Origin of the sequence: Fictibacillus nanhaiensis, from assembly GCF_019801215.1 — a bacterium.
Classification (GTDB): domain Bacteria; phylum Bacillota; class Bacilli; order Bacillales; family Fictibacillaceae; genus Fictibacillus; species Fictibacillus nanhaiensis_C.
Genome location: NZ_JAHVJO010000001.1, coordinates 1,234,236 through 1,258,241 on the forward strand (window position 1 = coordinate 1,234,236; position 24,006 = coordinate 1,258,241).

At 37.8% G+C, this 24,006-nt stretch carries 29 protein-coding genes and 1 tRNA gene; 9 read left to right on the forward strand and 21 right to left on the reverse strand.

The window, feature by feature from the left end; translation table 11 throughout:
- Nucleotides 1–56: 56 nt before the first annotated feature.
- The 3 genes from KUV80_RS06370 to KUV80_RS06380 all read right to left on the reverse strand — a co-directional run bounded on the left by KUV80_RS06370 (nucleotide 57) and on the right by KUV80_RS06380 (nucleotide 2,865).
- Nucleotides 57–1,181 (reverse strand): N-acetyldiaminopimelate deacetylase, encoded by a 1,125-nt coding sequence (locus KUV80_RS06370; protein ID WP_222461813.1) that lies wholly within the window; start codon nucleotides 1,179–1,181, stop codon nucleotides 57–59.
- Between the two features lie 29 nt (nucleotides 1,182–1,210).
- Nucleotides 1,211–1,927 (reverse strand): 2,3,4,5-tetrahydropyridine-2,6-dicarboxylate N-acetyltransferase, encoded by a 717-nt coding sequence (dapD, locus tag KUV80_RS06375; protein ID WP_222461814.1) that lies wholly within the window; start codon nucleotides 1,925–1,927, stop codon nucleotides 1,211–1,213.
- Nucleotides 1,928–1,995: 68 nt separating this feature from the next.
- Nucleotides 1,996–2,865: a LysR family transcriptional regulator gene (locus KUV80_RS06380; RefSeq protein ID WP_222461815.1), complete on the reverse strand. Its 870-nt coding sequence runs from the start codon at nucleotides 2,863–2,865 to the stop codon at nucleotides 1,996–1,998.
- 120 nt (nucleotides 2,866–2,985) lie between these two features.
- Here KUV80_RS06380 and KUV80_RS06385 point away from each other — a divergent pair, with 120 nt between their 5' ends.
- Nucleotides 2,986–3,717 (forward strand): sulfite exporter TauE/SafE family protein, encoded by a 732-nt coding sequence (locus KUV80_RS06385; RefSeq protein ID WP_222461816.1) that lies wholly within the window; start codon nucleotides 2,986–2,988, stop codon nucleotides 3,715–3,717.
- A gap of 4 nt (nucleotides 3,718–3,721) precedes the next feature.
- Nucleotides 3,722–4,084 carry a VOC family protein gene (locus tag KUV80_RS06390; protein WP_222461817.1) on the forward strand — a complete coding sequence of 121 codons (363 nt, stop codon included), beginning with the start codon at nucleotides 3,722–3,724 and terminating at the stop codon, nucleotides 4,082–4,084.
- 4 nt (nucleotides 4,085–4,088) lie between these two features.
- On the opposite strand, the gene KUV80_RS06395 is transcribed toward KUV80_RS06390, so the two are convergent.
- The 5 genes from KUV80_RS06395 to KUV80_RS06415 all read right to left on the reverse strand — a co-directional run bounded on the left by KUV80_RS06395 (nucleotide 4,089) and on the right by KUV80_RS06415 (nucleotide 7,558).
- On the reverse strand, nucleotides 4,089–4,967 hold the full coding sequence (locus KUV80_RS06395) for a cation diffusion facilitator family transporter (RefSeq protein ID WP_222461818.1): 879 nt from the start codon (nucleotides 4,965–4,967) through the stop codon (nucleotides 4,089–4,091).
- A gap of 91 nt (nucleotides 4,968–5,058) precedes the next feature.
- Nucleotides 5,059–5,805, reverse strand: coding sequence for an SDR family NAD(P)-dependent oxidoreductase (locus tag KUV80_RS06400; RefSeq protein ID WP_222461819.1), 747 nt, complete (start codon nucleotides 5,803–5,805; stop codon nucleotides 5,059–5,061).
- A 113-nt stretch (nucleotides 5,806–5,918) separates the two neighbouring features.
- Nucleotides 5,919–6,335: a CotD family spore coat protein gene (locus KUV80_RS06405; RefSeq protein ID WP_246625033.1), complete on the reverse strand. Its 417-nt coding sequence runs from the start codon at nucleotides 6,333–6,335 to the stop codon at nucleotides 5,919–5,921.
- A 307-nt stretch (nucleotides 6,336–6,642) separates the two neighbouring features.
- Nucleotides 6,643–6,718: transfer RNA gene (locus tag KUV80_RS06410), tRNA-Val, on the reverse strand.
- Nucleotides 6,719–7,000: 282 nt separating this feature from the next.
- On the reverse strand, nucleotides 7,001–7,558 hold the full coding sequence (locus KUV80_RS06415) for a phosphatidylglycerophosphatase A family protein (RefSeq protein ID WP_222461820.1): 558 nt from the start codon (nucleotides 7,556–7,558) through the stop codon (nucleotides 7,001–7,003).
- A gap of 139 nt (nucleotides 7,559–7,697) precedes the next feature.
- On the opposite strand from KUV80_RS06415, the gene KUV80_RS06420 reads away from it, so the two are divergent.
- The 4 genes from KUV80_RS06420 (at nucleotide 7,698) to KUV80_RS06435 (ending at nucleotide 10,228) form a co-directional block, all read left to right on the forward strand.
- Nucleotides 7,698–8,429, forward strand: a complete 732-nt coding sequence (locus KUV80_RS06420) for an alpha/beta hydrolase (RefSeq protein ID WP_222461821.1) — start codon at nucleotides 7,698–7,700, stop codon at nucleotides 8,427–8,429.
- A 59-nt stretch (nucleotides 8,430–8,488) separates the two neighbouring features.
- Nucleotides 8,489–9,004, forward strand: coding sequence for a YjcG family protein (locus tag KUV80_RS06425; RefSeq protein ID WP_222461822.1), 516 nt, complete (start codon nucleotides 8,489–8,491; stop codon nucleotides 9,002–9,004).
- Between the two features lie 4 nt (nucleotides 9,005–9,008).
- Nucleotides 9,009–9,446, forward strand: a complete 438-nt coding sequence (locus KUV80_RS06430) for a GNAT family N-acetyltransferase (RefSeq protein ID WP_246625034.1) — start codon at nucleotides 9,009–9,011, stop codon at nucleotides 9,444–9,446.
- An 86-nt stretch (nucleotides 9,447–9,532) separates the two neighbouring features.
- On the forward strand, nucleotides 9,533–10,228 hold the full coding sequence (locus KUV80_RS06435) for a DUF421 domain-containing protein (protein WP_222461824.1): 696 nt from the start codon (nucleotides 9,533–9,535) through the stop codon (nucleotides 10,226–10,228).
- Here the strand turns inward: KUV80_RS06435 and KUV80_RS06440 are convergent.
- Nucleotides 10,200–11,123 carry an MBL fold metallo-hydrolase gene (locus tag KUV80_RS06440; protein WP_222461825.1) on the reverse strand — a complete coding sequence of 308 codons (924 nt, stop codon included), beginning with the start codon at nucleotides 11,121–11,123 and terminating at the stop codon, nucleotides 10,200–10,202. The genes KUV80_RS06435 and KUV80_RS06440 overlap by 29 nt on opposite strands.
- A 75-nt stretch (nucleotides 11,124–11,198) precedes the next feature.
- Nucleotides 11,199–11,429, reverse strand: coding sequence for a hypothetical protein (locus tag KUV80_RS06445; RefSeq protein ID WP_222461826.1), 231 nt, complete (start codon nucleotides 11,427–11,429; stop codon nucleotides 11,199–11,201).
- Nucleotides 11,430–11,535: 106 nt separating this feature from the next.
- Between KUV80_RS06445 and KUV80_RS18710 the strand changes: the two genes are divergently transcribed.
- Entirely contained in the window at nucleotides 11,536–11,664 is a 129-nt protein-coding gene (locus tag KUV80_RS18710; RefSeq protein WP_276516596.1) for a hypothetical protein, read from the forward strand.
- A gap of 254 nt (nucleotides 11,665–11,918) precedes the next feature.
- On the opposite strand, the gene KUV80_RS06450 is transcribed toward KUV80_RS18710, so the two are convergent.
- Nucleotides 11,919–12,809, reverse strand: a complete 891-nt coding sequence (locus tag KUV80_RS06450; RefSeq protein ID WP_222461827.1) for a hypothetical protein — start codon at nucleotides 12,807–12,809, stop codon at nucleotides 11,919–11,921.
- Nucleotides 12,810–12,947: 138 nt separating this feature from the next.
- Nucleotides 12,948–14,081 (reverse strand): hypothetical protein, encoded by a 1,134-nt coding sequence (locus tag KUV80_RS06455; RefSeq protein WP_222461828.1) that lies wholly within the window; start codon nucleotides 14,079–14,081, stop codon nucleotides 12,948–12,950.
- 120 nt (nucleotides 14,082–14,201) lie between these two features.
- Here KUV80_RS06455 and KUV80_RS06460 point away from each other — a divergent pair, with 120 nt between their 5' ends.
- Both KUV80_RS06460 and KUV80_RS06465 read left to right on the forward strand, forming a co-directional pair.
- Entirely contained in the window at nucleotides 14,202–15,242 is a 1,041-nt protein-coding gene (locus tag KUV80_RS06460) for a hypothetical protein (protein ID WP_222461829.1), read from the forward strand.
- Nucleotides 15,235–15,390: a hypothetical protein gene (locus KUV80_RS06465; RefSeq protein ID WP_222461830.1), complete on the forward strand. Its 156-nt coding sequence runs from the start codon at nucleotides 15,235–15,237 to the stop codon at nucleotides 15,388–15,390. The genes KUV80_RS06460 and KUV80_RS06465 overlap by 8 nt, the downstream gene beginning before the upstream one ends.
- 40 nt (nucleotides 15,391–15,430) lie before the next feature.
- On the opposite strand, the gene KUV80_RS06470 is transcribed toward KUV80_RS06465, so the two are convergent.
- The 9 genes from KUV80_RS06470 to wecB are packed head-to-tail and all read right to left on the reverse strand — an operon-like array spanning nucleotide 15,431 to nucleotide 23,944.
- The gene (locus KUV80_RS06470) at nucleotides 15,431–16,642 is read right to left on the reverse strand and encodes a glycosyltransferase family 2 protein (protein ID WP_222461831.1); all 1,212 of its coding nucleotides are present in this window, start codon (nucleotides 16,640–16,642) and stop codon (nucleotides 15,431–15,433) included.
- Between the two features lie 12 nt (nucleotides 16,643–16,654).
- On the reverse strand, nucleotides 16,655–17,380 hold the full coding sequence (locus tag KUV80_RS06475) for a glycosyltransferase (RefSeq protein WP_222461832.1): 726 nt from the start codon (nucleotides 17,378–17,380) through the stop codon (nucleotides 16,655–16,657).
- Nucleotides 17,381–17,385: 5 nt separating this feature from the next.
- Nucleotides 17,386–17,979 (reverse strand): adenylyl-sulfate kinase, encoded by a 594-nt coding sequence (gene cysC / locus KUV80_RS06480; RefSeq protein ID WP_222461833.1) that lies wholly within the window; start codon nucleotides 17,977–17,979, stop codon nucleotides 17,386–17,388.
- Between the two features lie 3 nt (nucleotides 17,980–17,982).
- Complete coding sequence (sat, locus tag KUV80_RS06485; protein WP_222461834.1) at nucleotides 17,983–19,089, reverse strand: sulfate adenylyltransferase; 1,107 nt, start codon at nucleotides 19,087–19,089, stop codon at nucleotides 17,983–17,985.
- 13 nt (nucleotides 19,090–19,102) lie between these two features.
- Entirely contained in the window at nucleotides 19,103–20,080 is a 978-nt protein-coding gene (locus KUV80_RS06490) for a glycosyltransferase family 4 protein (protein WP_222461835.1), read from the reverse strand.
- A 47-nt stretch (nucleotides 20,081–20,127) separates the two neighbouring features.
- On the reverse strand, nucleotides 20,128–21,057 hold the full coding sequence (locus KUV80_RS06495; RefSeq protein WP_222461836.1) for an NAD-dependent epimerase/dehydratase family protein: 930 nt from the start codon (nucleotides 21,055–21,057) through the stop codon (nucleotides 20,128–20,130).
- The gene (locus tag KUV80_RS06500; RefSeq protein WP_222461837.1) at nucleotides 21,050–21,877 is read right to left on the reverse strand and encodes a dTDP-4-dehydrorhamnose reductase family protein; all 828 of its coding nucleotides are present in this window, start codon (nucleotides 21,875–21,877) and stop codon (nucleotides 21,050–21,052) included. Before KUV80_RS06500 ends, KUV80_RS06495 begins: the two co-directional genes overlap by 8 nt.
- A complete protein-coding gene (locus KUV80_RS06505) occupies nucleotides 21,874–22,860 on the reverse strand; it encodes a polysaccharide biosynthesis protein (protein ID WP_222461838.1) in 987 nt (328 codons plus the stop codon). The genes KUV80_RS06500 and KUV80_RS06505 overlap by 4 nt, the downstream gene beginning before the upstream one ends.
- Nucleotides 22,853–23,944: a non-hydrolyzing UDP-N-acetylglucosamine 2-epimerase gene (wecB, locus tag KUV80_RS06510; protein WP_222461839.1), complete on the reverse strand. Its 1,092-nt coding sequence runs from the start codon at nucleotides 23,942–23,944 to the stop codon at nucleotides 22,853–22,855. The genes KUV80_RS06505 and wecB overlap by 8 nt, the downstream gene beginning before the upstream one ends.
- Between the last annotated feature and the right edge of the window lie 62 nt (nucleotides 23,945–24,006).

A 24,006-nucleotide genomic window follows, 5' to 3' on the forward strand; every position in this document is an offset into this window, starting at 1 on the left:
ATAACCGTTCACAAACATCATTTAGAGCAAAAAAAAAACGGCAAATCGCCGTTTTTTTATTGTTGTGTCCCTTTGAAGGTGAAATATTGAATTAACAGGTCTACCGCATATTGAATTGCAGCTTCTTGAGGCTTTAATTTCGAATGATGCAGGCCAAATGGTGTATCCACCCCAAGCCAGAACATGAAGCCAGGAACTTTTTCTAAAAAGTATCCATAGTCTTCACCTGTCATCGCTTCTTTACACTCTACAACATCCACACTACCTTGTTGTTTAGCAAACTCAATAAACTCCCGTGTTAACCCAGGTTCGTTATCTACTTGGCGGTAGTTTGATCCGTAATCAATTACTGAATCACAACCAAAGCTACGAGAGATTCCTTCTATTAAAGACTCAATTCGCTTTTTCACTTTATTCATCGCTTCAGGAGAAAGAGTGCGTATCGTCCCCTCCAGCCTTGCTTGTTCCGCAATAATATTCTGCTTTGTTCCCCCTGTGATTTTTCCAACTGTAACAACTGCTGAATCCAGAGGATCAATGTTGCGTGAAACGATTGTCTGCATTTGCGTTACGAGATGACTCGCTGCAACAACCATGTCATTGCTTAGATGAGGGTACGCGGCATGACCGCCTTTTCCGATCAGATCGATAAAAAGTTCAGACGTATTCGCAAACAAGAGTCCTTCTTTTACAGCTATTGTTCCGACTGGATATTCAGGAGCAATATGAAGGGCGGTAATCAAATCAGGCTTTAGCTGTTGAAAGAGCTCACTTTCCCTCATCGGAAGAGCCCCGCCCGGTCCTTCTTCTGCTGGCTGAAAAATAAACAGCATGTGATCGTCTGCAGGATTAGCTGCAAAGTGTGACAATAAGCCGATAGCGATTGTCATATGAAGATCATGCCCGCACGCATGCATCATGCCTTTATGATGAGAGGAAAACTCGTAGCCCGTTTCTTCTGTGATAGGCAGACCATCCATGTCAGTCCGGTAAGCTATCGTTTTTGAAGGATTACCACCAGCTACCTTCACAAAAATTCCTGTCTCCCACGTATGAACCTCTATATGATCTTGTGGTAAAGAAGAGATGAGATCGAGCAGATACCGTTGAGTTTTGTGTTCTTGAAAACCAAGCTCCGGGATTCGGTGCAGGTCTTTTCTGATCTCAATTAATGGTTTCATCTTCTCTCATCCCCTAGCTGGAAAGTTTATTAGTCGTTTAACTGACGAAGCTCTTGCTTAATTTCTGTTTTGGACTTCGTTTTTTCATCAATTTCCTTAAGAACGCGTGCTGGAGTTCCGCCAACTACCGTATATGGAGGTACATCTTCAATAACAATCGCTCCTGCTGCAACAACAGCACCTTTTCCGACAGTTACCCCTTCAAGAACAACTGCATTGGCACCAATGACAACATCGTCTTCTACCACTACAGGTTTTGCAGAAGGTGGCTCAATTACGCCTGCTAATACAGAACCTGCTCCAATGTGACAGTTCTTCCCTACTGTAGCTCGTCCTCCTAAAACAACATTCATATCGATCATTGTGCCTTCACCGATTACAGAACCGATGTTGATTGAAGCACCCATCATGATAATGGCATTATCACCAATTTCAACTTGATCACGAATGATCGCTCCAGGCTCGATACGTGCTTTTATATTTTTAGTGTCTAGTAACGGAATCGCTGAGTTGCGGCGATCATTTTCTACAACAAAATCTTCAATGTTGCTTTCGTTCGCTTTTAGTGCAGCATCGATTTCTTTCCACTCTCCGAAGAGTACTGCAGTGTTGCCTGAAGGGAATACTTTCGTTTCTTTACCGAAATCTATATTGTCAAGATTTCCTTTCACATAAACTTTTACAGGTGTTGATTTCGTGCTGTTTTGAATAAATGAGATAATTTCATTTGCATCCATCATTTTCATCTTTTTATATCCTCCTTAAAAGTCATTCTGTATTGTATTAAACCACTAAATTTAGAAACATTCAAACGTTATTCTTCCGATAATTTCTGAATTAAATCCATAAACACATTTACTTGCTTGAGCTCTGAACCTGTTCCATGATGGATCAGCCATGTATCTCTTTTTAGGATATTTCCTTTTTTGTCAGTAAGCGGTATTTTATAAAACTCATCTTCTGGTCTGAGGCTGATGGACGGCAAAATGGCATAGCCGATTCCGTTTAAAGCCATCTGCTTGCATGTTTCAATCTGATCAACGACAATCGTCTTTTGCGGTGTTGCCTTAAACTGGCTGTGCCACCAGTCCTGTATTTCTTGATAGTATGTCGAATGGCTTCTAAATTGGATAAAAGGTTTTGACGTTTCAGAGAGTTCTTGTATAGAAGAAATCGTTGTATCCACCAAATATAGGTGATCAGATAGAAGATGCTCTTTACTGCCCCGCCACTCTGGATTTCCTCTTACGATACCAATATGAATCCGGTCTTCATATAAATGCTTTATAATTTCAGAACTCCAGCCGGTAATGAGTGAAATATTTACATGAGGATACAGACTCACATATTCTTTCAAGACATGCGGCAGCCAATACTGGCCGATAATGGAAGCTACCGCAAGCTTTAGTGTACCGTGAACATGCTCCGAAAGGGATTGCAGCTCTTCTTTAACTGCTTCCTCCTTATGAAGGACTTCGTTAACAAAGCCAATGATTTTTTCACCCGCAGGTGTTAAGGTCAAGCCTTTTTGAGATCGAACAAAAATAATGGTTCCCCAGTTATTCTCGATGGTTTGCAGCCGTTGGCTAAGCGCAGGCTGGGAAACGTAAAGCCGTTCAGATGCTTTCCTCATATTTAAATCTTCGGCGAGTACTTTTAAGATACGAAACTCTGATAACTGCATAATCGTGCCTTCTTTCATGCCATAAGTTATTCTTATAGACTATCGTCTGTTTTACGTAATTTATTTTAAGTATACCGTAACATAGGATAGATATGTAAACCGCAAAAAGGACGTGATTTCATGTACATCCTCTTGGTCGTCGGGTTTGTTGCAACTTTTATCGGAACTCTATCTGGAAGCGGTGGGATGATAAACTTTCCTGTGATGCTTCTGTTAGGCGTTCCTGTTCATTCTGCCATTGCTGCAAATAAGTTCGCTAACATGTTCAGCTCACTTTCTAGTTTTTATGTACTATTACGGAAAAGCAAAACAAATGTTGCTCCTTATTTTATTTCAGGTGTTGTGAGTTTACTTGGAGGAATTAGCGGCGGATTGATCGCATCTTCCATTTCTCGAGAAAATTTAACGATTATTGCCTTATTTTTGTTAAGTGGCGCATTGTTTCTAACGTTTCTAAGAACGAAAAAAGAGGTGGATGCTGAAAGTGAAGTGAAAGAATTGCCCCCGACCAAATATCCTTACCTGTTTGGCATTGGAGCTTATGATGGCATGTTCGGTCCTGGACAAGGAACGATGCAGATGCAGTTGTTTTTAAGGAACGGCTTCTCTTATATAAGAACCGTCTCGTTTACAAGATTTAATACGTTCTTAAGCTGCACGGGTGCCGTTATCACTTATTATTTGGCCGGTCATTATTGGTGGGACGTTGCTATCCCTTTAACCATCGGAAGCATCTGTGGTGCACAAGCAGCTGTAAAACTCGCACCTAAGCTGCAAAAAAAACAAGTTACAATCCTTATGAGGACTGTAACCGTGTTGCTGATTATTCAACTTTTTCTACAATGGAGGTAAAAATATGAAAATTTCCGGTATTCATCACGTACAGCTATGTATTCCTGCAGGTAAAGAAGCAGAAGCTAAAGCGTTTTATGGTGAAGTTCTTCAATTACGTGAAATCAATAAACCAGAAGCCCTTCAAAAAAACGGAGGTATTTGGTTCGAGATCGGAAGCCAACAATTGCACATAGGAATCGAAAATCTATCTTTCAGAGGGAAACATCATCCTGCTTTTTTAGTAAAAGGGTTGCATGAATGTAAACGTACTCTTATTGCACATGGAGTAGACATTCAAGAGGAGATCCCTATCCCTGGCTTTGAACGATTTTCCATTCGCGATCCATTCCAAAATCGAATTGAATTCATAGAGCAACTGCAATAAGAGATTAATTTTGTTTCTCCCCATCTTCTGGCTCAACATGAACTTGTATACTTTCAACATTGTAAGCTTCTTTAATCGTATCTTCTATCTTTTCTGTAATCTCGTGGCTCTCAATCACATTTAAAGAAGGATTGACTTTAATGGTAACATCAATAATCGCTCGGTTCCCGTGCTTTCTCGCTTTTAAGTCGCCTACGTTCTCAACGCCATCCACATCAAGAATTTTATGCTCCATTTCTTTTCCCTCTTCATAATCAAACCCGTCAGAGAGATTATGCGACGTTTCAGTGAAAATTTCCCATCCCGTTTTTATAATGATAAGTCCTACTAACACGGCGGCAGCTGGATCTAGCCAAGCTAATCCAATTTGCGAACCAAAAATTCCTACTGCTGCCCCAATACTCACAAATGCATCAGAACGGTTGTCAAGAGCTGCTGCCTTCAATCCTTGGCTGTCCGTTTCTTTGGCAACCTTCATGTTATAAAAGTAAATACAAAACATTACGGCAGCACCAAATATTGCAATTATGGCAGCCGTTAAAGACGGCTCAGTTTCTACCCCTCTAACCACTTTTTTTATCGATGAAATTAACACTTCGATCCCAATTACAACCATAATAAACGAGGCTACCATGGAGGCTATAGTCTCTGCACGAAGATGACCATATGGATGATCTTCATCTGCTGGTTTACGTGAAATTTTTAATCCGATCAATACAGCCATAGACGCAATAATATCAGTTGCGTTATTTAAACCATCAGCGATGAGTGCGTCTGAATGATATACAAACCCAGAGATGAGCTTAATAATTGAAAGAAAGATATATGCTCCTAAACTAAGGTAAACTCCGCGTTCCACTCTTTTTTGTTGATCCAATTGCATTCTCTATTCTCCTTCGTCCTATAATTCCTCATTAATCATAAAGAATGGTTCCCGAGTGGGTCTAGAGCAATCTTTTTCCCTATAGGAAACTTTAATGTTCATAAATCATTTTCCGAGACATACCCCCATCAATTGTAAGGTTTTCTCCTGTTATAAAATCATTCTCTGGAGCTGCAAGAAATAAACAAGCTCGTGATATGTCAGATGGCTTTCCAACTCTTTGGGAGAGGTGCTGTTCATGATCAATTCTTCGTAATTCAGATTCTTTACCTGTATGAATCCAGCCTGGACTAATGCTGTTCACTCTTATGCGATCTTCCGCAAAAGAGGCGGCAAGTGCATGTGTTAAGGCAACGATACCACCTTTTGTTGCAGCATAAGCTTCTGAATGTGGCTCTGACATGAACGCTCGCGTTGACGCCATATTTATGATGGTTCCACCTCCTGACTTAGCCATAAACTTTGCAGCTTCTCTTGAAAAAAGAAATACACTTGTTAAATTCGTTTGAATGATCTCATCCCATTCATTAACTGATAGTTCATAAGGAGACTTCCATTTTGATATACCTGCGTTGTTGATGACACTATTCAATCCGCCAAGTTTATCATGTGTTTGTGAAACTGCTTTTATTATCTCATTTGGATTTTTGACATCACATGGCACCCCAATGGATAGAGGCTGAAACATACGAACCTCAGATAACGTATTCTCTAATTCATTTTGGTTAAAATCGATCAGTGATGGAATCCATCCTAATTTTGCAAAATCCATTGCGATCTGTTTACCTATTCCTTGTGCAGCTCCTGTTATAAGGACAATTTTTTGGTTTGAATCCACTATATACCCTCCAGCCAGTTTTTTATTTTACTATTCATTCCCTAATTTTCTTAAAATCCAACTATTAAAGAGGCAAAAAATATAGCTGCCGACAAAGTCGACAGCATGATTGATTATTTTTTCCTGCATGGATATGGAGGACATGGCGGAGGACAAGGGTACGGCATAACAGGTTGAGCTGTTCCCAAAAGATTTTGCTGAGTGGTCTGGTTCACAACATTCGTGTTTTGAGGGAAATAATGAACATATTTATAATTCGTCTGGTTAACCTGTGTGGTTTGAGTCGGATGAATCATTGGAACATAAACATCCTGCTGATTATATTGCATTTGCTGATTCGTTGGGCTATATTGCGCCGGCAATACTTGTGGAGGATAATACTGTGAAGGTACAACAGCAGGATAGCCGCTTCCACCTATTTGCGGTTGTTGTCCCATTGCTCCCATTGTTGGTCCCATTTGTCCCATTCCAGCAGCTGCAGAAGGCATTCCCATTCCCTTTTTAGGGAAAATACGTGGGCGTTTAAACAAAAATAGTTCTCCTTTCATAAAACATAAATTACATTTCTCTATATTTTATGTAGGACGAATTAAAAAAGTTCGTCCAATTTAGTAAGAAATAGTAGTCTTTTGGAGATAGATATATGGTTAAGCTATGTGGTGATTTATTTATATCTTCATATTGTGGAAATACATTTGTTAGTTGAAGCGAGAAATGAAAAAATGTAGTTTTTTCGAAGATTTATGAAGAAATAAAACAAAAACACCCCTTTTTCCGCAGTTTGCAGAAAGAAAGAGGTGTTATTTATGTATGAAAGTTTACTCTTAAACAACTTTATGGTGACCCGAGAGGGGTTCGAACCCACGACCTCTACCCTGTCAAGGTAGCGCTCTCCCAGCTGAGCTATCGGATCTCTATTATTTTTGGAACAATTTAAAATATACGATACCGATTCATGCCTGTCAACATAATTTTATCGTTTGTACAGTGTGATAATTGATTTATGAGCCTTCAAATTTTTTTATGATCCTTCAAATTAATTTATGATCCTTTTAATTTTTTTATGATCCTTCAGATTTTTTTATGATCCTTCAAAATGATTCATAGACTTTTCGACAAACCACGACTCCATCACTCCACCACAAAATGTCCACTCCATAAAAAGAACCTCCGCCGGCTGCGGAGGTTTCATTAATTAACCGATTTTCTCTTCTTCTTCCCGAATTTTAATTTCTTCTGAATCCAGTCGTTCTTGCTTATCTCGAAGTCTATGAGCAAGACGGCTTGAGGCATTCGCTGCGATACTTGCAACAAGATCATCTAAGAACGTGTGGACTTTTCCATCTGCTATTTTTGTATCGAGCTTTTGTATAATGCCCATTTTAAATTTATCTAAGTGACCGAATGTCGTAACGGCAATACTTCCATAACCGAATACCGCTCCTAGGGCTATGGTTTCATCCACTCCAAACAGACCTTCATCCTGTTCAACAATGCTTTGTAAGGGTTCTGAAAGCTTTTTTTGCTCTGCTAATATATCTAGTTCAACACCTACTAAAATAGCATGTTGAATTTCACGCTTCATTAAGACCGCATCAACACTTTTGACACATTCTTCTTTCGTTAACCCTGGGGAAAACGGAATTTGCATCTCATATACGATTTCAGCGATCTCAGGTATGGTGACACCTCTTTCAATTAGCAGTCTTCTTGCTGCTGCTTCAACTTCCTGACTGTGCACTCTATTTCTCAACAGACTTCACCTCTTCTTAGTGATCACTCAAAAGTTGCTTTTCTTTGATTCTTTCATTATATCATTATGTGTTACAATTATACGAGCCGATTGAAAACGCTTTACTTCTCATTTTGATTTTTACAAAGGAGGTCCGTTTATGGCCATTCTGAAAGGTTCCATGACAGACGATAAAATACATAGCAATTATTTGAATGAAACGATAGATTTGCTTATCTATCTGCCTTCTCGTTACACTCCATTAGTAAAGTATCCTATATTAATTGCACAAGATGGCAGAGATTATTTCCAATTAGGAAAACTGGCTAAAACAGCTGATCGCCTAATGGATGAAAACCAAATGCAGGACTGCATCATTATTGGAGTCAATCATAAGGGAATCTCAGATAGAAAAGCGAAATACGATCCAACAGGAGACAAACACGAAAACTATATCAGGTTCATGGCGATCGAATTAACCTCTTACCTAAACGAAAAATTTAATACGTTGCAGCTCGGAGCAGGCATGGGATTAATCGGTGATTCACTTGGCGGATATGTTGCATTTAAACTAAGTCTTTTATATCCAAACACATTCGGGAAAGTGATTCTGCAGTCTCCTTACGTTCCAGAAGAACTTATTGAAACGATTGAAACTATGGAGCAGATGCAAGCCTTGACGATCTATCATTCAATTGGTGATGAAGAGCATACCTTTACAAACCCTGAAGGCATCACACGTGATTTTCTTGATCCTAACCGCCGGTTGAACAAACTACTGAATAATCTTTCACTTGACTACGAATATACGGAGTTTCAAGGAAATCATCTATGGGTAAATTGGCAGAAAGATTTGGTTCCAGCATTAACGTTTCTTTACAATAATCACTAACTGTGGGAAATAAAACGAATATTTGATATACTATTTCAAAAGATGAGGGAGGAAGAATTATGAAATACGGCATTGCTATTTTTCCATCAAAAAATTTACAAGACAAAGTCAATTCCTACCGAAAAAGGTATGATCCGCATTATGCCCTTATCGCACCTCACATCACGTTAAAGGAACCATATGAAGCGAGTCAGGAAGAACTACATGAACAAATTAGTTATATTTCTTCAGTCGCGCAATCCATAAATCCTTTTTCGATTTTAATTAACAAGGTTGGTTCATTCCATCCTGTTAATAATGTTATCTACTTAAAAGTCAATGAATCTGAAGAATTGAAGTCTTTACATGATCAACTTTATATGGGACCACTTGATCATCAGCAACCTTATAATTTCGTACCTCATTTAACAGTCGGACAAAAACTTTCGGATGAAGAACATTCAGATGTATTGGAACGTCTCCGAATGATTGACATCGAACATGAAGAAATGATTGATCGCTTTCAGTTACTTTACCAATTAGAAAATGGATCATGGACCGTTTATGAAACGTTTCGTCTTGGAAAGGGTGTCTGAATCATTGATTAAAACGTATACAACAGAAGAACAAGGCTACCAAGATGCTTTACACGTAAGAAGAGAAGTTTTTGTTGTGGAACAGCAAATCGATGAAAGTGAAGAGATTGACGGATATGAAGACTCCTCCATTCATTTTGTTCTGTACGAAAACAACAAACCTGTTGGAGCAAGCAGAATGCGTAAAGTAAATAGTGATGGTAAAGTGGAGCGTGTCTGTATCCTTTCATCGCATCGAAATAAAGGATTAGGCGAAGAACTGATGAGCGCTATGGAGCAGACTGCCCATAATCAATCAATTTCCAGCCTTATATTATATGCACAAATTCAAGCAGAAGACTTTTATAAAAAACTAGGGTATCATACAACTTCAGCTGAACCCTTTTTAGATGCAAATATTCCTCATGTAGCTATGAAAAAAGTATTGAACACGTCCATCTGACGGATTCAATACTTTTTTTGTTTACAATTAATCAATATAGTCAAAACTGTCCAATAAGACGTTTTTTATGAGGAGACATGGGTTGAATGGACATACACGTTGGGCAATTGACAGTCGAGTTAACGGTGGGCTTTCTTTCGCTTTTTATCCTGACAAAAGTATTAGGTAAAACACAAATTACACAGATCACCCCATTTGATTTTATTTCTTCAATCTTTTTGGGAGAATTAGTTGGTAATGCTATGTACGATGATGAAATTTCTATTTTTGTCATTTTGTACGCAATCGTAATATGGGGTTCAATGGTTTATATAATAGAAATCATTTCACAAAAATTTAAGGGCACTCGAAGGTTTCTTGAAGGCGGTCCTTCCATTGTAATTCGGAAAGGGTTGATAGATAGAGAACAACTTAAAAAGAATAAACTCGATATTAACCAATTGCAAAACTTAATCAGACAAAAAGGCTATTTTGGACTGCGTGAAGTGGAATATGCGATTCTTGAAACAAACGGGACGATAAGCATACTTCCAAAATTTCAATACGGTTCTCCAAATAGACTAGATTTAAATATGCACACGGATCAACAACCTGAACTGCCGGTTACATTGATTCTAGACGGTGAACTAAATGTTGATAACCTATCTACAGCGGGAATGTCAAAAAAGAAGCTGATGGAACAACTTCATATACAAGGTTATAAATCCATCGAAGAAGTGGTTTATGCTGAAATATCAGAAGGAAAGATTTTAATCATGCCGATGATTGACCCGAAAAAATAACAGGGCGACCTTCGTGGATTGTATAAACAGCTCTGCCTTCTTCGATAAATTGTATCAGATAAGCAGTGATCGCTGTACGGAACAGCGAATACACCCCAAAATTTGCAGGTTCTATTTCATGTTTAATGAGCATTTTGGCAACAAGTTCTTCAACCGAAATGCCTCGGTCACCACGAACCAAAATCATATTGTATACGTGGCTTGCCAGTCTCTGATGAACATCAATATTAGCTTGGACCGTCTCTTGAAACGCACTTTCAAAAGTACCGTGACCGGGAAGCATCCCCTTCACCTCTAGATTAAGCAAATAGTGTAAAGTCGACAAGTTTGACCCGGCGTCTACAATAAAAGGAATGCTATGTTTCTTTAACACTTCCATACCTAAATATGCATCTGCTGCATACAAAATGTCATTGTATAAAAGTCCAAACTGATTATGACTGTGCCCTGGCAAAGGAATAAACTCTATACACCACTGGCCATCCCATCCAGCCCAATTTCCTGCCTCACAAATCTCGTCAATAAAGATTGAAGGAGCTTCCAAGAATTTGTTTCTCATCTCTTTCATTGGAAAATTACCATAAAATAAGTAGATGGGCTCTAATATTGGGTATCTCATAATGGCTTCTTCTAAAGAAGGAGCTATGGTGTGTACGTCATAATTTTTCTGGATATATTGTGCTCCTCCAAAATGATCAGCATGTGCGTGAGTAATCATTAAATGGGTGATGGGAAGATCATGTTTCTGTAAAAGTTGGATGGCTTTTTTAGCCGCTGACGATTCAAGTCCTGCGTCGATTAACATTCCTTGCTTACGACTTTCACTTACAATATATCCGATATTAACAGCACTATTAAAATAGTAGCAGTTCTTTTTTATTTCAATAAATTTCAAAAAGATCACTCCTCTTGTAAGAAGTTATTAAACTCTGTATCCCTAATGACATTGATAAAAAAAAAAAGAAACCTATTAAATGGTTTCGTTAATAATCAATCCTTTTCCTTCTATTTCACTCAACACTTGGTGGAAAGTCTTTTTCTCGTGTAATAATTCATTTTTCTTCTGATGTAATGGTGTATGAACATCGTTATTTTGAATGGGAGAAACATTAGAAATGACCGGGAGCCCTTGCTCTGGTTTTTCCATACGGCTGGCATATTGCATTCTTTGAATTGGAATATACGGCAAAATATAACCCATATGCTCATCTCCTTTTATAACTATTCCCTATTTCTTTCCCGTTTTCCTTTATAAATATGCATTCAAATTAAGAAAGAGCACTCTTCTATAAGAGTGCTCAAAAAACATGTTAATTGCTTACAGCCAAGGGTCGTATAAGCCCGAATTAGAGCTTGAGCTAGAACTTGAGCTTGAGCTTGAGCTAGAACTTGAACTAGAGCTAGAAGAAGACTCATGCTTCTTATGGCTAGAGTGATGTTTAGAAGAAGAATCGTGCTTTTTATGGCTAGATTCATGTTTGCAAGAGCTAGAAGATTCGCTATGGTGTTTATCTTCCTTAACGATCACTTTGTTTGCTTTGATGATTACTTTATGCGCCTTAATCTTCTTGTACTTCTTCTTACACTTCTTCTTTTTCTTCTTTTTATGAAAAAAACAATCTTCCATGTTTCAACCTCCTCGTATAGTACATCTTATGCGTTTCTTACGAGTTGGTTATAGGCTGTCTCACTAAAAATTAATAGCAATATGATTTACTGCTTTAACTCTAAAATTTTGCTTATGAAAATATACAAAAGCTTCGACTGTGATGTTCTCATCAATTTTGCTTCTAACAGGGATTTGAAAGTCGTCCAGAGATAACCGGTCACCACTTTTAAACTTCGTTTCCCGAAGTGGACAAATCCAGATTTCACCTCTATCTTTTGCTTTTGTAGCCCATTCGTTATCCATGTACATCCATATAGACTGTGACATCTCATCTTGTGACGGTGATGCCATTAAAGATATAATTTTCCCCTTTAGTGCGGATGCCTCTGCTGGGTGAAATCGAAAACAAACATACGGGTTCTCTAATATTTGAGTTCCGGTGTTTTCCAAATAAAATGAGCCCTTTACAAAACCTTTGTTATCTTTCGTGAAAATCACGGAGTAATCAAAATAGCTCATGCAATTTAGTTTTTCTTTGTTCCTTGGTTTCATGTTTTCTGCTTCAGGCTCTGATTCGTCAAAAACAGGTTCAGGCGAACGGTTAATGTTCAATCGTTTTTCCATACTTTTTATTCTTTGCTGATATAAGTCGATCTGCTGGTCTTTATCGTTTAATTCTTCCTGGATAGTACTGAGGAGTTCTTCGTAGCTTTTCATTCTTTTTTCCATCTCATGTTCTTGAAACCGATTTATCTTATTAGTGAGGTCACCCACTTGTGAGCGCAATTGAATGAGTTCCTTTTCCTTTTCTTCGATCACTGCTAGTGAATCATTTGTATTGGTTTCACTCTCTAACCGTTCGATCGTTTCTTCTGCAAACACGAGTTTTTTTTCAAGATCAAGCGCTTTTTCCTTGTAATACTCTACCCTCGATATGAGCCGCTCATAGCTTAGTTTATCTTTTGTACCCATTCATCTTCCCCCCTGCAAAAAATAGGCTCTTATTTTATTGTATGTAACGCTCATCTAATCGTTCACTCTTTTTTCGAGAACAAAAAAGAACCAACTGGTATTTTGTGTACCAGCGGTTCTTTATTCTTCAGATCATTTTTAGTGGTGCTGCAAGCAGTTATCTACTGAGATTTTGCCTTCATCAGCACATACTTTACCTGTTGTGAATACTCTTTCACCCCTGGCATTAATCAGTTCAGCTTCGAATAGATTACCGTCACTTGTTTGAACAAGAGCCAGGTTGAATTGATACTTCTCTCCAGTTGAATCCATATGTCCTCTACCGGAGATCGTCATTTTCCAGCCATCCTCATAACCATCACAGCATTGTGTGTCTTGGGTAAATTCGGTTGCTGTGTAGTTGAAATCGGTTTGACCGTTTGAAGTGTCTGAGTCGTTAAAGCTTAATCGGAATGAGCTATTTGCCATTTGATAGTTTGGGCAAATATCAACTAAAACAGTTGCACGCCCGCTTTCCGTTGCACCCTCGCCTGTTAATCCGCTTGCCTCTCCAGATGCTTTACACAGACATCCTGGCCTGGGATAAATGTCAGGGCATTGCTGAGGGAAAGTGATAGGCGGACAATATTCACCATCGTTCTCTGGTGCGACTAAGTCATTCTCACGTGGAGAACAGTATTTAGCCATAACCTCAAGCTTTACTTCTGCTTCTACTTGGATATCGATGCAGAACGTGATGTCCACAACAAAAGAAGTTGGTGAAGGACTGTTTAACATAACTGTTCCTGATGGAATACGAGCAAAGATCTTTGTGATTCTGCAATACAGGTCTGTTCCATCTGGGTAGCAAAGGCAAAATGACTCAAAAACAGAAGCGTTAACCATCATTTCACATACTACCACTCCATTACGGTCTACAACCTGAACTTTAATATCTGTTGTAAACAAGAGTTCGACAAGCTGAGCATCAGCAAATCCTCCGTTAATAGCGACAGTTACATCTCTCTTTTCACCTACCTGTTCACAAAGATAATGTTCACTGCAATTTTCATTCGTTTCGTTTGAAAGCGGGAATGCTGGTGGTGTTTTAGGTACTTTTGATACCATCCTTAACGGGCGACGAGAAGGATCATCCAGCGCTTCTTCAATTGCAGCGATTTGTTCAGGAGTAAAAGAAACTGTTTTTCTTACGTTTAATGTATCAGTCACCCAGTCGTAAACTTTCTGGACGCGGATACACTCATCCTGCAAGTGTTTATGATTGTTTCCCATTGTTTCCCTTCCTTTCCTCATCATGATCTGAAGATTCCATACATACTATGGGAATAGAGTGGGTTATGACACAAGAACGAAAGCCTATTTTTATAGGAAAGAGCTTAAGGAGGAACAATTATGAGAACTGTTTGGTACAACAATGAAAAAGTGTGCGACTTAACACCATCAGAATATGAAGCTCTTTGTCTTCTATTGCCTTATTGGGGATTGCAGATGTCTGAAGCAGGTGAAGAAATTACAGGTGCTCTCTCCACTTTTATGATAGGAATTCAAGGCTTAACACAACAAAAAGTAAAAGAGCTCGATCAACTTTTACAGCATACTGGTATTTCCATTACATCGAATGATCAAGTAAAATGCGACCAACGTTTTTATGTAGATTTTTATGAAAATCACCCGATGCCACTTGCATTGAATACACCTGATAAACAGCTTTATTACTTGAATCCGGCTACATCTGTTCGTTTTCCTGTACAATCAGCGATCCACAAAGGCATTACATTAAAAAGAAAGGATGGTCCACTATTTTTAGCCGTTCAGCCTTCTTATGAAAAACAAATTGCTGAATGGATCAGCTATCTTGTCATTCAATCCTTTTTACGTTTTTCGTTTGAATCTCTTACATCTATCTCAGAAACAATATTTATTTCATGTGCTGAAAAAGTGCTCACTCAGGTGAATCCTATTTTTGCTGCAAAGCAGCTTCCAAATCTCAAAAACGAGCAATATGTTGAAAAAAGTCCACAAACAACCATCAAACCAAAAAATGAAAATATCAAAAAAGAAGTGATTGTTAATTATGTAGAGGAAGAAGATTCATTTACCGATTCTAGTCTACAAAAACCCTCTGGAGAAAAGATAGCTGTACCGCAAATTAGACCCTTTTCTGCAAAAGGATCCTTAATAACGAGTAAAGTACCCAAAACCTATGAACAAGGTCATGTCTTGAAAAAAAATGCTCAAGCCATTAATCCATTTAAATCAAGCTCTCATCAAGAAAAGCCTATCCAACCATTTAACACCAACCCTTCAAGGAAAAAAGATACTTCCGTCATCCGTCCATTTCAAACAAATCAAAACACCCCGTCCATGACTCGAGAATATACTGACAATGCATCCAGTATATTTAGAAAGAGGAGAGATGAAAAACGTGAATAAGGATGACCTTCAAAAGCTTTATGCAGAAATTAAAGCGAATAAATCCAAAGTTGCCGCAAAAAACGATACTCTCTTAACCCCTCCGGTCAAAAAAGGCTGCGGTTCTTGTGGAAAAGTAACTTGGAAACCGAAAAAAAAATCCATATAAAAAAAAGCTGCGTTTAGCGGCTTTTTTTCATTCTCTACGACTAGGTGTTAAGAATGTTTTTAAAATTTTTTGCAAATACAGAAGTGTCTTTGATTAAAGTTAGTTCTTCTAGTTGTTTTAATACCACATCTTTTTTTCCAGGATAGCCTGTTAACAAAGGATGCTGTTTGTTGGATTGGATGTTTACTGCTAATTGATTTATTGCATGAGGAAAAGCCGTTTTCACTTCTTTGTAGCTTCCCGGGAAACGCTCAATAACTTTTAGAAAAGAATGATAGATATGATGGACATTCACCGTATCAATTTCGAGATAATGTAATATAAAAACACGTAGTTGCAGTTCATGGTATTTTCTAAACACTCTCAAAAAATTTTGTACAGCTTGCTGTCCATTTGACTCTTGAACAGGGTGTTCTTGGTGATAGGCAACTAAAGGCTCATGATTCAAAAAAGTATATCCCTTTTTATATAAGCGATACCCTAATTCAATATCTTCCCATCCATAACCGGAAAACGCTTCATCAAATAACCCATATTTATCAAAAGCTTCTCTTTTAATCGATACATTGCCGGTACAAAAAAGCAGCCATGGAAAATGAAAGCCTTTTAATTCATTACCGAATACATCAAACAGCTTCTCTCTATAGATGGCTACATGCGGTTTCGGAAAAGTTAGTTTTTTAAAGGACTGATCGATAATTTGATCAGACTTTATTAATTGAGCAGGTTTTACCCCTTTATGTTTTATCCAAGTTTGTATAGCACTATTTGGATAGGTTTGAATGAGTGCATGAAAGGAATCAAGTTGTTTTTGATTGAATTCTGGATGATAGATCGTATAAATACCACTTAAGACCATACTTCCTGATACTACTCTTTTATCCTTTTCAATCTGTTTTACATAATGCTGAAAAACAAAATCAGGATTCACCAGAATTTCGGCGTCTAAAAAAATAATGATATCTCCTGTTGCATGCTCTATACCTAAATTTCTTATTTTCGATCTTCCAATATTTTGTTCGCTTTCTATATAATGCAGACAAAACTGAAAAGTATGATTATTGATCATCATGTTTGTACCATCAACAGAACCATCATCCACGACAATAACCTCGTAATCTGATTTTGGAAACGTTTGATTGTTCAAAGAGTATAAGGTTAAAAGCAGTTCAATTCCTTTGTTATAAGTAGGCAGAATAACACTTATTTTCTTCTTCTTATTTTGAAAAGGTCCATACGTCTTTTTTTTCAAAATTCCACCTCCTTAATTATTTCGTTCGTTAATCAATGCATTAATAGCATTTGTATACTTTGATCTCACTTGATGAAACTCTTTCATTTGCTTTTCTTTGTAAACAATCGATCCCATGCTGTTGTGTACTCGGTAATTGGTTAGCGTACAATGATAATAATCTATGGAATAGCGAAGCCTGCATCTTATCCAATATTCATAATCCTGAGCATATAGCAAATTCTCGTCAAACCAGCCTACGTCTCCAATAACACTTTTCTTCATTAAGACTGTACATCCATTAATCGGGTTAGAAACTAACATCGTTTTTGCAACGTCCCACTCATCTTTAAAAGGATATCCTACATTCGATTTGGTGATCTTATTTTCACTGTTGATCAAGTTGAAGTTGGTAAAACTTATAACACTATTTCTAGTAAGCATGAACTCCAGCTGCTTATTAATCTTGTGTTCATCAAATAAGTCATCAGAACTCAGCCATGCAATGTACTCACCTGCAGCATTTCTTAACCCTGTGTTTAACGCTCCTGAAACCCCATTGTTTTCCTGTTTGATGCATTTGATTTTAGAACGATAGGCATCTATTAAATGGGCGTTTATTGTAGAGCCATCATCTATGACTATAATTTCAACATGAGGGTAGGTTTGATTTAAGGCACTTTCAATGGCTAAGTGAATAAAGGGACAGTTGTAAAAGGGAATAAGGATCGACACAAGCGGTGTTTTTCGTAATGTCATGGATCTCAATCCTTTAGCTTTTCTTGAATAAAGTTTTTTAATAGTTCAGTGCATTGCTCTAAGTTATTTTGCTGGGTATTAATAAGCAAATCAGGATTTTCAGGAATTTCGTATGGAGATTGAATACCCGTAAATTCTTTAATTTTTCCTTCACGAGCCTTTTTGTATAGACCTTTCGGATCTCTTTTCTCACATTCTTCCACCGGACATTCTACATAAATCTCGTAAAATTCCGAATCAGAAAACAAGCTTCTTACGATATTCCTGTCCGCTTCAAAGGGGGATACAAATGCTGAAAGGACAACTATTCCAGCATCTACAAAAAGCTTTGACACTTCACCGATCCTTCTGATATTTTCTACTCGATCCGCATTTGAAAAATGAAGATCTTTATTCAAACCATGACGAATGTTATCTCCGTCTAACAAATAGGTTGAATAATTTAATGCAAATAGTTCTTTTTCCAATTGATTGGCTAATGTAGACTTGCCTGAACCTGATAAACCTGTGAACCAAAATACAGCACTTTTATGACCATGTTTTTTTTGACGATCTGTTTTAGTTATATGTGTCTGATGCCAAAAAATGTTGTCACTCATAATCTATGTCCCTCTTTCTTCATCATGTTTCATACCGTTAATTAATATCTCGGCGACTTCTTTTCGAGTGAACTCCTCTGGAGGGGTAATTCCTTGGCGCAGTAACTCTCTTACTTTTGTGCCGGAAAAAATAAGATGAGAGGCTGAGTCATGAGGACAGGTTTTATAGGAGGCTACTTGCTGACATTCTTTACAATAGAAGCTATGTTCAAAAAACAGAGGGGTAATCCCTAATTCTTCTGGAGTAAACTGGTCAAAAATGCGTTGTGCATCATATGTGCCGTAATAATCTCCCACCCCTGCATGATCTCTTCCTACCACGAAATGTGTACATCCATAATTTCTTCTTACAAGTGCATGAAAAATAGCTTCTCGTGGTCCTGCATATCTCATGCTGGCAGGAAAAACACCGAGCAAAACACGATCTTGCGGATAATAGTTAGTTAACAGCTTCTCATAACTGGCCATTCTTACATCAGCTGGAATGTCATCCGATTTTGTTTTTCCGACCAACGGGTGTATGAACAGTCCATCAGTCGTTTCTAATGCGCATTTTTGAAGATATTCATGAGCTCTGTGAATGGGATTACGTGTTTGAAAGCCTACGATCGTTTTCCAGCTCTTCTCAGTAAAATAGGCTTTCGTATCACTTGGTGTATGGGGATATTGACTGAAAGGAAAAGCCATTTCTTTAGTCATCCGAATTTTGCCAGCAACATAAAACGCTTTTCTTCCATACGCAGCTTTTACTCCTGGATGGATTGTATCATCTGTTAAATAAACGGCTTTAACTTCCTTTGTTCGATCCACTTCATAAATTTCCTCAATATCTATTTCACCATAGATGTCATTTCTATATAAAAGCAGAGCTGTTTCACCGATTTCCAGCCTTACCGTTTCCTCTTTCGATGCAGGCAGAACGATGGGCAAACTCCAAATATGTCCATCCTTTAATCGCATGTGTGTTAAACAACTTCTATAATCTTCTTTCGTCATAAAACCGTCGAGAGGATGGTACGCACCTATATGAATCATGTACAGATCCGTAAGGGCCATTTCATCCATTTCGATGGTGTTTTGTTTCTGTTCATTTTTACTCGTTTCTTTCATAAGTTCACCCAATCTATGAAGATAATAGTTTAAGAAGAGCTTGATGGAAAAGTCTCGAACTTCTTTCCCATGTCCATTTTTGCGCTTCTTGCATCCCTGCTGCTGCAATTCTATTTCGCAAAGTTTGATTCTGAATCAGTTCAGTTACCTGCTTACTCAATTTCTCTTCATACCGATAAGACATTAAACAGTTCACTCCATGCTTACCATAATCTGTGTTTCCTCCAGCATAGGTTGTTACGACTGCTGCACCCGTTTTCATCGCTTCAAGACTCGGTAGAGACGCACTGTCATACGTTGAAGAATTCACAAAAATATCTGTCTGGTTTAAGTGATAGTTCAATTCAATATCATCTGCAGGTGTATAAAAGTTTACCCAAGGAGCTAGTTTAAGTTTTTGAAGTGAATCAGAAGTGTGAAACTCATTCGGAGGTGTAATAAAATTTATTTTTACTGAAGGATTAGCAACCTTTACTTGATATAATTGGTCTACTAAAAAATCCTGTTCTCGATGAGAGGAATAACCATCTTCCGTTTTTCTCATCACGGCTGAAATATTGAGACCATTCCCTTTTCTTATGCCCAATGGCTTAAATGCTGAAGAGACTCCTACAGGTATGATACTTCCTTTAATTCCATGATTAAGTAAGATGATGTCTTGCTGCCATTTTGATAGTACAAAAACATGAGGGGTAAGATGATAACTTCTGAAGGAAACATTGTTTTCTGGCAAAAAAGTAGGTTCATAGCATAAGCTTAAGCGCACATGCTTACCTTTTCCTGCACGGCTTGCAGCCTCCACTTCAGGCACAGTCGTATAATAGTTAGAGACAAGTATGTCAGAAACCGGAAAATCACTTGCCTTTGGCACTGAATTTGGAACACGTATAATGTTGGCGAGAATTGTGTACTCCACTAAACCAAAAGAAGGCATAACAATTTTCACATCATGGCCCATCCGAGTTAAATGATTGATTAACTCAGCAAGCATTCTTTGAGCGCCCCCTTTACAGAGGGTAATTATTGAAAACGTAATTTTCATGGAGTTAACTTCCTTTTAGCATGTTCATCTCTAATATCTTTAAAAATATCTTGAATGGATTCTTCAATGGGAATCAAAGGTACCCAGTTGAGAGATTTAATCTTTGATAGATCATTTGATAAATAAATATCTGGCTTTGTGTCTTTTTCTTGTTTCGTTTTAAAGTCTATTGATGTTTGGGATTTGATGATAGAAAGGAGCTGCTCTAGAGTTCGAGGAATACCTGAAGCAATTTCATACTCTTCACTTGATTTCCCATGCAACAACAACACTTCATACGCTTTAACAACATCCCTTACATCAAGAAAATCACGAGTATTCTGCAGATGTGACACCTCTATTACCGGATTAATATCTTTGATCTTTTCCATTGCTATGATCTTTTTTATTAATACTGTACATATGCCATTTGACGTTCCAGGTCCAATTAAATTTGAGGGCTTTGCTATCACAATGTTCATTGAAAAAAGGGATTCCCAATATTTAGCTAGTAATTGTTGAAACATTTTCGTAACTCCATAAGGATGATTTGGGTGTTCATTGTTTGTTGGAGAGAATTGAAGAAGTGAACTAACGATGACAATCTTGGTTTGAGGTGATGTAGTTCTTATCGCTTCTAAAACGTTCAATGTATTGTAAACATTTGACTGAAAGTAGTCAGAAGGATATTTCCACGAATCACCCACCGAATTACTTCCTGCTAAATGGAGCACATAATGTGGCTGAATTTCTCTTATTAAGTTGGCAACAGAAGAATAACAGGTTAGATTGACCTCTCTCTTCTCCCACATTCCCATTGATTCTTTTGTTGCATTACGATAGGTACCTATCACTCTATAGTTTTTGGAAAAAAAATAGTTGCATGCATGAATGCCAGTAAATCCTCCTGCCCCGGTTATGAGTATAATAGGCCTGCTATCATTCATGTGCTTTCATCCAATCCCTTAGCTCTGTAATCATCTCTAAGTTAGGAGGGACTGTGTATTGAAAATCTGTTCTCGTATTTAGAAGAGATTTGTCACAAAATTGAGTTTGGAAGGGATGGATCGTCACATCATCCTTTTGAAAAACCGTTTGAAAACGTTTTAATAGTTCATATTTTGAAACGATCTCTGGTGATGTTAATTGATAAAGGCCTGTAATATCCTGTTCAATACTCGCTGCTATAGCTTTTGCTAGTTCAAGAGTAGTGATTCCATTCCAATACACGTTTGTAAAACCTTTAATGTTTCCTTGTTGATTCATGAACCAGTGAAGGAGCCCAATGCCATTTTTTAATTCAGGGCCTACAATGGATGTGCGCAACGTTAAATGTCTTCCGACGGTAACTTCACCTAACATTTTCGTGCGAGCATAAATGGTAACTCCGTCTGGGACGGCTGTTTCTGTATATTTCCCTTGGTCACCAGTGAACACGCAATCTGTACTAATATGAATGAGCTTTCCACCGTATGAATCAAGAAGTGAAGCTACAAAGTGGGGTATAAAACTGTTTACTAATATGGCTTGTTGTTTATGTCGCTCAGCGAAATCATTTAAAATTCCAGCACAGTTTATGATTACATCAGGTTTTTTGCTTAAAATTAATTCGCGAACACGTTCCAAATCCATAACATCTAAATAATACCCTTCGGTATCATCACAATCTCTGGATGTGTGACTGATATGGTATGGTGTATTTTTCTTAAGATAAGAGGTGACCATATGTCCGGCCATCCCTTTTCCTCCGAGAACAAGTATCATCATTCCAGAAAGCCACCTTTAATGAGCATTTGGCGAATTTCTTCCTTTGACATTAAATTTTCTGCTGAACTATAACTCTCAAGCTCTACCTTTCTAAAAGGGGTATAATATTCATTTAGTCCTTTAATATCAATGGTAGGCAAAATTACAAAGTACTCTTCGTCATAATATACCGTTGTGGTACTTTCATATTCTGATAAAAGCAGTTCGTGCAATTTTTCTCCTGGGCGAATACCAAGCTCCACCATCTTGATTCCTTCTTTACCTGATTCCTCGATCAAAACCTCTGCAAGATCTGTTATTTTACACGTGGGCATTTTCATGACAAATATTTCTCCGCCCCTGCTTTCATAAGTCGCTTTGAACAATAGTTGTATGGCATCTTGAAGGGTTAGAAAGAAGCGCGTCATCCTTTTGTCCGTAATTCCGACTTGCCCTTTATTCTTAATATGATCTTTAAAAACATGGATAACACTTCCGTTCGTACCGAGAACGTTCCCGCCTCTTACACAGACAAATTTTGTTTCTGATTCTAAAAGATTGGCATGAATAATTAACTTTTCGCCAATTGCTTTCGTCATTCCATAAAAATTGGAGGGATTGGCGGATTTGTCAGTTGAGATATAAATTACTTTTTTTACTTTATTTTCAACTGCTGCTTCAATTACATATTGTGTTCCGATAATGTTCGTCTTTAAAGCTTCATATGGCTGGTGTTCACAAATCGGAACGTGTTTAAGAGCTGCCAGGTGATAAACATAATCAATATTCTTGCTCGCTTTTAAAATGGCTTCTTTATCACGTATATCACCAATAATAAAATTCAGTTTTTCATTGTAGTCAAATTGACGCTGCATCGCTACTTGGCTCGCTTCATTACGTGATAAAATCCTGATTTCTTTCGGGTTCTTTTGCAACAGCTGCTTTACAAGCTCATGTCCCCATGAACCTGTCCCACCTGTAATCAAAATCGTGCTATTAAACAAAACTTTTTCCTCCTAAAATAAATTTTACGACTTTACTTGAAACATCAAGATCATCGTATCCGGCTGGCAGCTGCCACTGGTTTGTCTGATTAACCATGACTTTTACAGCCTGTAAAATTTGGTGGGCTCTAACACCAGAGACAGTATTACTCCCACAATCAATGGTCTCTGGTCTTTCTGTACTATTTCTAATGGTTACGGTCGGCACATGGAAAATACAGCATTCTTCCTGCACAGTGCCGCTATCTGTTAAGACACAAAAGGCATTTTGTTCTAAATGTACAAAATCAAAAAATCCGAAAGGCTCAAGAAATTCAACAAGCGGGTTCATCTCTAAATCTTTCATACCCTCTATCTTAGATTTTGTTCGAGGATGGATGGAGCAGATGACACGTTTTTGATAATTTTCAGCTACTAGATTCAGACCTTGCAAAATTTCATTTAAGGAAAAGGGATCATCCACATTTTCTGCACGGTGAGTTGTAACAAGAAAATATTCATTTTTCGTTAAACCAAGTGTAGATAAGATCACACTTTGACTGATCTGATCTTCATAGGCCTTTAACACTTCATGGATGGGATTTCCTGATAGCATAATGCGATTTACAGGTACTCCTTCTGCCAAAAGGTTTTTTTTGCTTTGTGGGGTGTATGGTAGATTAAACGTAGAAATACTATCAATTACTTTTCTGTTCTTTTCTTCTGGTACTCGAAGATCGAAACATCGGTTGCCAGCTTCCATATGAACGACTGGAATGTTCATCCTTTCTGCTAGAATAGCTGCCATCGCACTGTTTGTATCACCTAATACTAAAACTTTATCAGGTCGTTCTTTGAGAAATATTTTCTCAAGTTCAATAAACATATTGGACAATTGATGACCTAATGATGGGTGTTTCACACTAAGTGTATAATCAGGAAGGCGAACGTTCATTTCTTTAAAAAACACATCACTTAACGTGTACGTAAAGTTTTGACCAGTATGGACGAGAATGTGTTTATCTGCTAAACGGTCTAACTTTTCGATAATTAAACTTAACCTGATAATCTCTGGTCGTGTTCCTAACACTGTAACTATTTTCATGATACTCTCCTTCCTTAGTCATAAACTAAGGGTACATATGTAATAAACTATGAAATTATTCA

Coding starts and splice junctions, on each gene's coding strand:
- KUV80_RS06395 (WP_222461818.1), bottom strand. CDS start 4,967: ATGCAATTGGATCAACAAAAAAGAGTGGAACGCGGAGTTTACCTTAGT.
- KUV80_RS06455 (WP_222461828.1), bottom strand. CDS start 14,081: ATGGGAAACAATCATAAACACTTGCAGGATGAGTGTATCCGCGTCCAG.
- KUV80_RS06460 (WP_222461829.1), top strand. CDS start 14,202: ATGAGAACTGTTTGGTACAACAATGAAAAAGTGTGCGACTTAACACCA.
- KUV80_RS06425 (WP_222461822.1), top strand. CDS start 8,489: ATGAAATACGGCATTGCTATTTTTCCATCAAAAAATTTACAAGACAAA.
- KUV80_RS06390 (WP_222461817.1), top strand. CDS start 3,722: ATGAAAATTTCCGGTATTCATCACGTACAGCTATGTATTCCTGCAGGT.
- KUV80_RS06385 (WP_222461816.1), top strand. CDS start 2,986: ATGTACATCCTCTTGGTCGTCGGGTTTGTTGCAACTTTTATCGGAACT.
- wecB (WP_222461839.1), bottom strand. CDS start 23,944: ATGAAAATAGTTACAGTGTTAGGAACACGACCAGAGATTATCAGGTTA.
- dapD (WP_222461814.1), bottom strand. CDS start 1,927: ATGAAAATGATGGATGCAAATGAAATTATCTCATTTATTCAAAACAGC.
- KUV80_RS06475 (WP_222461832.1), bottom strand. CDS start 17,380: ATGACATTACGAAAAACACCGCTTGTGTCGATCCTTATTCCCTTTTAC.
- KUV80_RS06495 (WP_222461836.1), bottom strand. CDS start 21,057: ATGAATGATAGCAGGCCTATTATACTCATAACCGGGGCAGGAGGATTT.
- cysC (WP_222461833.1), bottom strand. CDS start 17,979: ATGAGTGACAACATTTTTTGGCATCAGACACATATAACTAAAACAGAT.
- KUV80_RS06420 (WP_222461821.1), top strand. CDS start 7,698: ATGGCCATTCTGAAAGGTTCCATGACAGACGATAAAATACATAGCAAT.
- KUV80_RS06490 (WP_222461835.1), bottom strand. CDS start 20,080: ATGCTTGCTGAGTTAATCAATCATTTAACTCGGATGGGCCATGATGTG.
- KUV80_RS06435 (WP_222461824.1), top strand. CDS start 9,533: ATGGACATACACGTTGGGCAATTGACAGTCGAGTTAACGGTGGGCTTT.
- KUV80_RS06445 (WP_222461826.1), bottom strand. CDS start 11,429: ATGGGTTATATTTTGCCGTATATTCCAATTCAAAGAATGCAATATGCC.
- KUV80_RS06370 (WP_222461813.1), bottom strand. CDS start 1,181: ATGAAACCATTAATTGAGATCAGAAAAGACCTGCACCGAATCCCGGAG.
- KUV80_RS06380 (WP_222461815.1), bottom strand. CDS start 2,865: ATGCAGTTATCAGAGTTTCGTATCTTAAAAGTACTCGCCGAAGATTTA.
- KUV80_RS18710 (WP_276516596.1), top strand. CDS start 11,536: ATGTTAATTGCTTACAGCCAAGGGTCGTATAAGCCCGAATTAGAGCTT.
- sat (WP_222461834.1), bottom strand. CDS start 19,089: ATGAAAGAAACGAGTAAAAATGAACAGAAACAAAACACCATCGAAATG.
- KUV80_RS06450 (WP_222461827.1), bottom strand. CDS start 12,809: ATGGGTACAAAAGATAAACTAAGCTATGAGCGGCTCATATCGAGGGTA.
- KUV80_RS06500 (WP_222461837.1), bottom strand. CDS start 21,877: ATGATGATACTTGTTCTCGGAGGAAAAGGGATGGCCGGACATATGGTC.